Origin of the sequence: Sphaerisporangium sp. NPDC088356 (assembly GCF_040685555.1) — a bacterium.
Taxonomy (GTDB): Bacteria; Actinomycetota; Actinomycetes; order Streptosporangiales; family Streptosporangiaceae; genus Sphaerisporangium.
The window spans coordinates 1-1,774 of sequence record NZ_JBFBIK010000269.1; the positions used below are offsets into that span (position 1 = coordinate 1).

General features: G+C 67.6%; 2 protein-coding genes and 1 pseudogene. 2 read left to right on the forward strand and 1 reads right to left on the reverse strand.

Annotation, left to right across the window (positions count from 1 at the left end; translation table 11 throughout):
- Nucleotides 1-54: 54 nt before the first annotated feature.
- Nucleotides 55-426 carry a lanthionine synthetase LanC family protein gene (locus tag AB0O34_RS36785; protein ID WP_363923632.1) on the forward strand — a complete coding sequence of 124 codons (372 nt, stop codon included), beginning with the start codon at nucleotides 55-57 and terminating at the stop codon, nucleotides 424-426.
- A gap of 13 nt (nucleotides 427-439) precedes the next feature.
- Nucleotides 440-891 (forward strand): annotated as a pseudogene (locus AB0O34_RS36790) (thiopeptide-type bacteriocin biosynthesis protein).
- A 405-nt stretch (nucleotides 892-1,296) separates the two neighbouring features.
- Here the strand turns inward: AB0O34_RS36790 and AB0O34_RS36795 are convergent.
- Nucleotides 1,297-1,774 (reverse strand): RICIN domain-containing protein (locus AB0O34_RS36795; RefSeq protein ID WP_363923630.1); only part of this gene is annotated, 478 nt, incomplete at its 5' end.

Sequence of the window (1,774 nt, forward strand, 5' to 3'; positions counted from 1 at the left end):
GCCAAGCTCCCGCAACCCCTCTTCATGATCGTTTGATAGTTCAGAGAATACGGCATCAGTGGCACCGCCCGCGCCCAGCAACTCGCCGGCTTGGCGCTCGCGGACGAGGCCCGCCAGCGGTCGGCCGAAGAGGCGATGCTGGCCACCCTGCGCGACCCGGCACAGCTTGACCGGCTCCCCGAGATCGGACTGTGTCACGGCAGGGCCGGGCTGCTCCACGCCGCTTGGCGGATGGCCGCCGACGCGCGCACCTCTCGGATCGGCGACGAACTCCCCGGACTCGCCGCCCGGCTGATCATGCAAATTTCCCGTCCCCATCCGCAGGCCGGGCTCCTCGACGGCATGGCCGGGCCCGCGCTCGCCCTGCACGCCCTCGGTACCGGCACCGTGGCGTCGAGTTGGGACTCCGTCCTGCTCTTGGCCTGACCTTGGAGGCAACATGGATCCCCGCCCGTGGCGGCAAATCAACGTCGCCTTCCCTGACTGGGCCACGGCCGAGCACACCGCCATGACCCACCTCGCCCCGCTGCTGGTCAAGGCCGAGAACGAGAAGATCATCACCGCCTGGTTCTTCATGCGTAAGACGCCCTGCTGGCGCATCCGATACGTGCCCGCTAGCGGCCGGACCCATGGCTACCTCCGCCACCACCTGCACGACCTCATCGGACAGGGTCACATCGACGCCGCCACCAAGGTCATCTACGAGCCTGAAACGCACGCCTTGGCGGTGGCAAGGCGATTGCGTGCGCCCACGACCTGTTCCACCTCGACAGCCGACACCTGCTCACCTATCTCGCCTCCTCACCCGGCGTCGAGCACCGCCGCGAGCTGTCGATCCTGCTCTGCACCGCCCTGCTGCGTTCGGCCGGGCTGGACTGGTACGAGAGCTAATCAGCCCTGCCGATCACCACGAACTCACCTCAGTGGTGCAAGAGGCCGGGCTCGGGCTCGGCGCCATCCCCGACCCATGGATATCCAGCCTCTTCTCAACGGTGAAAACGAGCGAGGCGGTGATAGAGGCGGGCCTAGATACCCCTGGCGCGTCGGCCGGTCGCGGGAGAGGGCTTCGTTACGGCGGCTGAGGTGCAGGGCGGTGGGTTGATCAGCTGTGAGAGTCGCGCTTAGAAGAGCGTGCGCCGTAGGCGCTCCATAGCCAGGATGGCTCAAGCCGCATAACGGAGCCCTCCACGAGCCGACGTTCGGAGTTGACATCTCGCCGTTACCCCTGGCCGCAGGGCCGCGCGGCCAGGGGTAATGGTCAACGCCGTGGCAGCAGGCGCTAACCGGGTCGTCCGGTCAGCTCTGGCTCAGTTGCCATTGCTGGTTGGTCCCGCCGTTGGAGGCCCACTGCACGACCTGTGCCCCGTCGCTCGTCGCCGCACCGGAGACGTCCGCCACCAGTCCGCTGTCGTGGCTGGCGATGGTGTAGTAGCCGTTGCCGGTGGACCGCAGATACCACAGCTGGTTGGTGCCGCCGTTGGCCGTCCACTGCTGCAGTTGCAGCCCGGCCGTGCTGCTGCCGGCGTTGACGTCGAGCATCTTGCCACTCGGGACGTACTTGAGGGTGTAGGAGCCGTCGGAGGTCGTGGCGATGGTCCAGGTGGCGGTGCCGCTCTGCTGGACCACCTTGGCACCGTCCGCGGTGGAGTTGCCCGCGACAGCGAGCGGCTTGCCGCTGTTGCGGTTGACGATGCGGTAGGTGCCCGGTGCGGGTCCGCTTCCGCCGCTTCCGCCGAGGTTGAAGTACTCCACCGCGTCGGTGAAGACGGGGCTA